This is a genomic window from Pseudonocardia sp. NPDC049154, from assembly GCF_040648315.1.
GTDB lineage: Bacteria > Actinomycetota > Actinomycetes > Mycobacteriales > Pseudonocardiaceae > Pseudonocardia.
The window spans coordinates 40,167-48,095 of the sequence record NZ_JBEZDN010000056.1; the positions used below are offsets into that span (position 1 = coordinate 40,167).

General features: G+C 73.7%; 6 protein-coding genes and 2 pseudogenes. 5 read left to right on the plus strand and 3 right to left on the minus strand.

Annotated elements, in window-relative coordinates; genetic code table 11:
- Positions 1-70: 70 nt before the first annotated feature.
- Both AB0B41_RS24425 and AB0B41_RS24430 read right to left on the minus strand, forming a co-directional pair.
- Entirely contained in the window at positions 71-1,264 is a 1,194-nt protein-coding gene (locus AB0B41_RS24425) for a cation:proton antiporter (RefSeq protein WP_358207093.1), read from the minus strand.
- Between the two features lie 3 nt (positions 1,265-1,267).
- Complete coding sequence (locus AB0B41_RS24430; RefSeq protein WP_358207095.1) at positions 1,268-1,750, minus strand: cation:proton antiporter regulatory subunit; 483 nt, start codon at positions 1,748-1,750, stop codon at positions 1,268-1,270.
- A 79-nt stretch (positions 1,751-1,829) separates the two neighbouring features.
- On the opposite strand from AB0B41_RS24430, the pseudogene AB0B41_RS24435 reads away from it, so the two are divergent.
- Together AB0B41_RS24435 and AB0B41_RS24440 are read left to right on the plus strand one after the other, a co-directional pair.
- Positions 1,830-2,015: pseudogene (locus AB0B41_RS24435) on the plus strand (glucose-6-phosphate dehydrogenase); the annotation flags it as partial.
- Positions 2,016-2,289: 274 nt separating this feature from the next.
- Complete coding sequence (locus tag AB0B41_RS24440) at positions 2,290-3,204, plus strand: hypothetical protein (RefSeq protein ID WP_358207097.1); 915 nt, start codon at positions 2,290-2,292, stop codon at positions 3,202-3,204.
- A gap of 102 nt (positions 3,205-3,306) precedes the next feature.
- Here the strand turns inward: AB0B41_RS24440 and AB0B41_RS24445 are convergent, their stop codons facing one another.
- Entirely contained in the window at positions 3,307-3,897 is a 591-nt protein-coding gene (locus AB0B41_RS24445; RefSeq protein WP_358207099.1) for a TetR/AcrR family transcriptional regulator, read from the minus strand.
- A gap of 96 nt (positions 3,898-3,993) precedes the next feature.
- Here AB0B41_RS24445 and metG point away from each other — a divergent pair, with 96 nt between their 5' ends.
- The 3 genes and pseudogenes from metG to AB0B41_RS24460 all read left to right on the plus strand — a co-directional run.
- Entirely contained in the window at positions 3,994-5,784 is a 1,791-nt protein-coding gene (gene metG / locus AB0B41_RS24450) for a methionine--tRNA ligase (RefSeq protein ID WP_358207101.1), read from the plus strand.
- 67 nt (positions 5,785-5,851) lie between these two features.
- Entirely contained in the window at positions 5,852-6,730 is an 879-nt protein-coding gene (locus AB0B41_RS24455) for a TatD family hydrolase (protein ID WP_358207103.1), read from the plus strand.
- Between the two features lie 203 nt (positions 6,731-6,933).
- Positions 6,934-7,929: pseudogene (locus tag AB0B41_RS24460) on the plus strand (hypothetical protein); the annotation flags it as partial.

The following is a 7,929-nucleotide window of genomic DNA, read 5'->3' on the forward strand; positions in this document are numbered from 1 at the left end:
AAACCACCCCCCCCCCCGCACCACCCGTTCGTGCAGTTCTTCGAACTCCAAAACACCCCCACTCACGGGATCAGTTGCCGGCGCTGGGGGCGGGCGCGGGGGCGGCGCGGCGTTGCAGGGCTCGGGCCACGGGCTCCACGAACTTCGCCGCGATCGGGCCGAGGATCGCCATGATCAGCACGTACGCCGTGGCGAGCGCGGCCAGCTGCTCGGGCACGGCGGCGTAGGACACCGCGAGCCCCGCGATCACGATCGAGAACTCCCCGCGGGCGATCAGCGCGGCGCCGGCGCGGGCCCGGCCGAGCTTCCCGATGCCCTGCCGGCGGGCCGCCCACCAGCCCGTCGCGATCTTGGTCAGCGAGGTGGCGACGGCGAGCACCACGGCCCAGCCGAGCACCGGCGGGATCGCCCGCGGGTCGGTGTTCAGCCCGAAGACCACGAAGAACACCGCGGCGAACAGGTCCCGCAGCGGCTCCAGCAGCCGGGTGGCGTTGTGCGCGGTGGACCCGGAGATCGCGATGCCGAGAAGGAACGCCCCGACCGCCGCCGAGACCTGCAGCGCCGAGGCGAGCCCGGCCACGAGCAGCGCCGCGCCGAGCACCTTGAGCAGGAAGACCTCGCGGTCCGGGCTGTCGACGACCGCGGAGACGTACCGGCCCCACCGCAGCGCCACCAGCAGCACGACGGCGATCACCGCGAGCGAGATCCCGACGGCCTCGAGCCCGCCGATGAACGTCACGCCGATCAGCAGGGCGGTGAGGATCGGCAGGTAGACCGCCATGACCAGGTCCTCGAACACGAGGATGGACAGGACGACCGGCGTCTCGCGGTTACCGAGCCGCCCCAGGTCGGACAGCACCTTCGCGACGATCCCGGACGACGAGATGTACGTGACGCCGCCCATCACCATCGCCCCGACGGGTCCCCAGCCGAGGATCAGCGCCACCGCCACACCGGGTGCTGCGTTGAGCACGATGTCGAGCACCCCGCCGGTCCACGAGCGTTTCAGCCCGGTCATCAGCTCGGCGGCCGAGTACTCCAGACCCAGCAGCAACAGCAGCAGGACGACGCCGACCTCGCTGGCCAGCGACGTGAACTCGCCGATGTCGCCGAGCGGGAAGACCCCGCCGGTGCCGAAGCAGAGCCCGCCGACGAGGTACAGAGGGATGGGGGAGAGGCCGATCCGGCCCGCCAGCCGGCCGAGCAGGCCGAGCCCGAAGAAGACGGCGCCGAGCTCGATCAGTTCGAGCGCGGTGTGGTCCACGGGCTATCCGTTCTTGAGGATCTTGACGGCGTTGTCGAGCCCCTCGGACGTGCCGACGGTGACCAGCAGGTCCCCGGCGGTCAGGGTGAAGTCGGGCGTGGGCGACGGGTGCGCCTGGCCGGCTCGCATCACCGCGACCACCGAGACGCTCGTCCGGGTCCGCAGGGCGGTGTCGCCCAGCGTCCGGCCGTCGTACGGGCTGTTGTCGAGCACCGGGATCTGCCGGGTGTGGATCCCCGGGAGGTCCTTGTGCTCCTCGTTGAGCTGCGCCACGAGCTGCGGCGCGCCGAGCAGGTTGGCCAGCGCCGAGGCCTCCTCGGCGGTCAGCGGCAGCTCGGCCAGGCAGGCGTCCGGGTCGTCGGACTTGGACAGGATCAGCTCTATCTGGCCGTCGCGATGGGTGACGACACCGACGCGCCGGCCGTTGCGCAGGGCGAAGTCCTTGCGCACGCCGATCCCGGGCAGGGGAGTGACCTCCACGTTCACCGTCCCACCGTAACCCGGACGATCGGGACGTCCGGCCGCGGAGGATCGACCGCGGGCGGCGGAGGGGTGGTGCGCAGGCATGACCGGTCCCGATCTCCCGCCCCAGGTGCTCGTCCTCCTCGGCGCCACGGGTGACCTGGCGAAGCGCAAGCTCTTCCCGGGGCTCTTCCTCCTCTGGCGGGAGGGGTTGCTGCCCGAGGACTTCCGGATCGTCGGGTCCGGCCGGCACTCGCCCGGGACGGACCAGGAGTTCCGGGAGAAGGCCCGGCAGGAGGGGGACGGCTGGGCGGAGTCCGCCTCCCGAATCAGCACCGGCGAGGTCGAGCGCTGTGGGAGCTGTGCGACCCGGTGCTGGCCCGCAGGTCCACGAACACGAGGAGAAGCCCAAGGTCTTCCGGGCGATCCGGCAGCTGCCGCGCGCCGGGCTGACCCGCTGACCTGGGTGAGCGCCGCGCGTACGCATCTCTGCGTAGTGCCCGAACCGGACGAACGCGGCGATACTCGGCAGTCGTCCTGCCCGTCGTCGGATCGGAGCCGTTGTGGACTACCCGACCATGCGCGACCTGTTCTTCGCGGCCCCGCCGGAGCCGCGGCCCCTCCCGCCCGCCGCCGCGAGCCCGAGCCCGGCCCGCGCGCTGCGCGACGCGATCGAGCCGCTGGCGTGCCTGTCGATCTGGTCGCCCGAGGCCGCGGAGGCGTACGCCGAGCTGGGGCTCCACGACTACTTCGCCGCCTACGTCTGGCAGCGCGCGGCGGCGCTGGGCACGCCCCCGGTCCCGCTGGCCGTCGTCGCGCTGGGGGTGTTCACGCCCGACCTGATCACGCCGCAGTACGAGGCGGGGCGGGTCGCGCTGAGCCGCGAGGACGTCGTCCGGGTCCGGATCGAGGCGCCGGGCCGGACCCTGCGCCGGGTGCTCGGGGACATTGACGACGACGCCGCCCGCGCCGTCACGTTCCTGCGCCGCGGGATCGACGCGGCCGACCGCACCGCCCGGCCGCTGTTCACCGGGCTCACCGCCGACCACTGGCCGGGCGACCCGCTCGCCGGCCTCGTCCACGCCTGCCACCTGCTGCGCGAGCACCGCGGCGACTCGCACCTGGCGGTCTGCGCGGTCGAGGGCCTCGATCCCGTCGAGATGAACCTGCTGACCGAGCTGTGGTGCGGCTACGCCTTCCGCAGCTACACCGTGACCCGCGGCTGGTCCGACGCGGAGATCGACGCGGCGGCAGACCGGCTGCGCGCCCGCGGCCTCCTTGCCGGGGACAGCCTGACCGAGGAGGGCCTGTCGTACCGCGCGGAGCTGGAGGGGCGCACGGACCGGATGCAGCAGTCCGTGGTCGACGCGATCGGCGGCGAGCTCGACACCTTGACCAAGCAGCTGTGCGCCTGGTCGGACGCCCTCGTCGCCGCCGGGGCCGCGCCGCCCGACCCGGCCAAGCGGTTCGCCGGCTGAGACTGCGTTCTCGCAGGTCGATGGTGGTCGTGAGCGCGAACTGACGCTAGAGGGGCAGTCGGCACTCACGGGTCGGGGTGGCCGCGCCCCCGGGCCCGGTCGTCAGCGGACGGACAGGCAGGCCTCGAAGAGCCGGGCGGCGTGGTCGACCACCAGGTCCCGGTCGACCGGGCTCTCCGGGTCGAACCAGGCGAAGAGGAGCTCGTGGAAACCGGCGACGCAGAACTGCGCCGCGGCCCGGACCTCGCGCGGGTCGGGCGGGTTCGGCAGCGTGCTGGTCTCGGCGCCGATCAGCGCGGCGAAGCCCTGGGTCGTGGCCCGCCGGCGCCGGCGCAGCGGCGGGCAGCCGATCGCCTCGGCCAGCGCGACGACCTGGCGCGGGTCGCGCTCGAAGAAGCCGGCCATGGCATCGAGACCGGCCCGGATCTGCGCGATCCGGTTCCGCGGGGCCGCCTCCATCGCACGCAGCACCAGGGCGGTGCGCTCCTCGGCGCCCTCGTCGAAGACCTCGCCCAGCAGGTCCTCGGCCGAGTCGTACGCGGCGTCGAAGTCCGCCTCGGTGAGCCCGGTGGCGGCGCACACCGCGGGGACGGTCACGGCGGCCCACCCGGCGTCGGCCCACAGCTGCAGGGCCGCGTCCCGGAACGCGGCGCGGTGGTCGGTCCCGGACCCGTCGCCGCTCCCGGCCTCCATGCCGGACACCGTAGCGGCGGGCCGCGCGGGCGGGTCGCGGATCACCCTCCCGTGGGCGGCGGAAAGCCGGTTCACCGCCGGGCATACGCTGGTCACATGAGTTCCTCCGTGCTGACCGCCGTGGCGTGGCCGTACGCCAACGGGCCGCGGCACATCGGCCACGTCTCCGGCTTCGGTGTGCCCTCCGACGTCTTCTCGCGCTTCCGGCGGATGACGGGCGACCGCGTGCTCATGGTCAGCGGCACGGACGAGCACGGCACCCCGATCCAGGTGCAGGCCGACGCGGAGAACCTGACCCCGCGCGAGCTCGCCGACAAGTACAACAAGGTCATCACCGAGGACCTGCAGGGCCTGGGGCTCTCCTACGACCTGTTCACCCGGACCACGACGTCGAACCACTACGACGTCACACAGCAGATGTTCCTGTCGCTGTACAAGAACGGGTACATCGTCCCGAAGACGCAGATGGGCGCGATCAGCCCGTCGACGGGCCGTACGCTGCCGGACCGCTACGTCGAGGGCACGTGCCCGATCTGCGGGTACGACGGCGCGCGCGGCGACCAGTGCGACAACTGCGGCAACCAGCTCGACCCCGCCGACCTGATCAACCCGCGGTCGCGGATCAACGGCGAGACGCCGAAGTTCGTCGAGACCGAGCACTTCTTCCTCGACCTGCCCGCCTTCGCCGAGTCGTTGGGCGGCTGGCTGTCCACGCGCACCGACTGGCGCCCGAACGTGCTCAAGTTCAGCGCCAACCTCATCGGGGACCTCAAGCCGAGGGCCATCACCCGCGACCTCGACTGGGGCGTCCCGGTGCCGCTCGACGGCTGGAGCGACAACCCGCTCAAGCGCATCTACGTCTGGTTCGACGCCGTGATCGGCTACCTCTCGGCGTCCGTGGAGTGGGCCCGGCGCGGCTCCGACCCGGACGCGTGGAAGCAGTGGTGGACCGACCCGGCCGCCCAGGGCTACTACTTCATGGGCAAGGACAACATCACCTTCCACTCGGTGATGTGGCCGGCGATCCTCCTCGGGCAGAACGGCCAGGGCGACCGCGGCGGCGAGCCCGGCGCGTTCGGCACGCTGAACCTGCCCAGCGAGATCGTGTCGTCGGAGTACCTCACGATGAGCGGGTCGAAGTTCTCGACCTCGCGCGGCACCGTGATCTACGTCGGGGACTTCCTGCGCGAGTTCGGGCCGGACGCGCTGCGGTACTTCATCGCCGTCGCCGGGCCGGAGAACCAGGACACGGACTTCACCTGGGAGGAGTTCGTCCGCCGGATCAACTTCGAGCTGGCCAACGAGTGGGGCAACCTCGTCAACCGCTCGGTCTCCATGGCGCACAAGAACGTGGGCGCGATCCCGAAGCCCACGGCGCCGACCGAGGCCGACGCGGCGTTGCTCGCCACCTCCCGGGCCGGGTTCGACACCGTCGGGGACCTGCTGCGGCGCAACCGCTTCAAGCAGGCGGTCACCGAGGCAATGCGGGTCGTCGGCGCGGCGAACAAGTACATCTCCGACCAGGAGCCGTGGAAGCGCAAGGACGACCCGGACCGCCGGGACACGATCCTGCACACCGCGCTGCAGGTGGTGTCCGACGCGAACACGCTGCTCACCCCGTTCCTGCCGCACGCCGCGCAGAAGGTGCACGAGGCGCTGGGCGGCGAGGGCGTGTGGGCGGCGCAGCCGGAGATCCGGCAGGTCGAGGACCTCGGCGACGGGCCGGCCTACTCCGTCCTCACCGGTGAGTACACCGAGCAGCAGGCGACGTGGGAGTCCCGCCCGATCGAGGTCGGCCGCCCGCTGGCCAAGCCGACCCCGGTGTTCGCCAAGCTCGCCCCCGAGCTGGGGGAGACCGGCCCGGAGTGGGCCCCGATCCAGCGCTGACGCGCCTGTGAGTGGGAAGTGGTGCTCCGGCACCACTTTCCACGCACGTGCACCGGAGGTGCCCGTCTTGACCCACGGACGTCGCGAGCGGCCGGAACCCCCCGAGCCGCTGGGCGCGCCGACCGTCGACGCCCACACCCACCTCGACGCCTGCGGCTGCGAGACGGCCGAGGACGTCGCCGCCGCGATGGACCGCGCCGCCGCCGTCGGCGTCACCCGCGCGATCACGGTGGCCGACGACCTCGCCGCCGCCCGATGGGCCGTCCAGGCCGCGCACTGGGACGAGCGGGTCGTGGCGGCCGTCGCGCTGCACCCGACGCGCACCGCCGCCGTCACGGACGAGGAGTTCGGCGAGATCGAGCGGCTGGCCGCCGATCCGCGCGTGGTGGCCGTCGGCGAGACGGGCCTGGACTACTACTGGGACTACTCGCCGCCCAAGGCCCAGCAGGCCTCCTTCCGCCGGCACATCGACCTCGCCAAGCGGCTCGGCAAGCCGCTGATGATCCACGACCGGGATGCACACGCCGACGTGCTGCGCATCCTTCGCGAGGAGGGCGCGCCGGAGACCGTGGTCTTCCACTGCTTCTCCGGCGACGCCGCCATGGCCCGCGAGTGCGCCGACGCCGGTTACGTTCTGTCGTTCGCCGGGCCGGTGACCTTCCGCAACGCGGCGGCCCTCCGCGAGGCCGCCACGATCCCCGACGACGACCACGTCCTCGTCGAGACGGACGCCCCGTTCCTCACCCCGCACCCGCACCGCGGCCGCGCCAACGAGCCCTACTGTCTGCCGTGGACGGTGCGTGGCCTCGCCGAAGTCCGTGGCGTGCAGGCGGATGCGCTCGCCGCGAGCGCCGGCCGCAACGCCGAGCGGGTCTTCGGACTCGCAGACCTGCCGCCCGTCGCGACTGTGACGTCGCCCGACGGTCGGGCACCGCGCTCGGCGTAGCGGACGCACCGTTCGGCGCTGCCGCGCGCGTCGGGGTCGAGGCGGGCGAGCACGGCCCGTTACGGTTCCGTGATCGCCCAGCCGGGAGGGGTCCGCTCCCCAGCACCGGTGCGGCGACGAGTGACCGGGCGTTCCCCGATGCCGCCCGCCCCGGTCACCGTCGCTCGCCACCCCTGCCCGGTCCGACGAGCGTCTGGAAGCCAGTGGTCGACGTATCTGCGCGCGCGCGCCGGCGCGCGGTCCGGGTCCGCCTGGGACTCGAGTCGCTGGAGCGCGCCGACCGCCCGGTCGCGACCGACGCGCCGGTCCTGCGCCCGGGCCCCTGGCTGGAGTACGACGAGGGCGGCGACGAGGGCCGGGACCCGGTCGAGGACCTGCGCGGGTACGCCGACTCCGGCGACCCGGTCGCGGAGTACGTGCCGGGCTCGTGGTGGACCGAGGCCGAGGAGGCGGGTTCCGAGCAGGCGGGGCCGGACGAGACGGGGCCCGAGCGGACGCGGGGCGGGCAGGCGGGCGGCGCCTGGCTCGACCGTTCCGAGGACTTCGAGGCGGAGTCCTTCACGGCCCCGTTCCCCGTGGTCCCCGTGGCACCCGTGGCATCCGCGGTCGAGCCCCCCGTCGGTCCCGGCGCGCTGGACACCGTCCCGGCGGGCGGCAGCTGGTTCGACGAGGCGCCCACGGGCGGGATGCCGCGGGTGGAGCCGGCGGGCGACCCGGTCGCGACCGGCCGCATCGACACCGGCGGGTTCGCCTCGTTGCAGGACACGGGCCGGCTCGACTCCGGCGCCTTCACCGCCCTCGACGACACCGGGCGCGTGGACACCGGCCGGTTTTCCGCGCTGGACGAGACCCGGCGCGTGGACTCCGGGCGCTTCGCCGCCTTCGACGACACCGGGCAGCTCGACACCGGGCGGCCCGACACCGGCGGGTTCGCCGCGGCGGAGGAGACGGGGCGGCTCGACTCGGGCGCGGTCGCCGTCGTCGCGCCCCCCGTGCCCGACACCGGGCCCGGCACCGCGCTCGACACCGCGCTCGACACCGAGCCCGCGACCGAGGCCTTCGCCGTCGTCGCCCCGCCCGCGCCCACGGAGCCCACTGCGGAGCCCGAGGCCGAGCCGCTGACGGTCAGCCCCGCGCCGGCCGCCGCGCCCGCCCGCCCCCGTCCCGCGACCGCGACCCGTCGCGCGACCCCGCCCACC

Bases quoted from the DNA above. Each gene is read 5' to 3' on its own strand.
- metG (WP_358207101.1), top strand. From the start codon at position 3,994: ATGAGTTCCTCCGTGCTGACCGCCGTGGCGTGGCCGTACGCCAACGGG.
- AB0B41_RS24445 (WP_358207099.1), bottom strand. From the start codon at position 3,897: ATGGAGGCCGGGAGCGGCGACGGGTCCGGGACCGACCACCGCGCCGCG.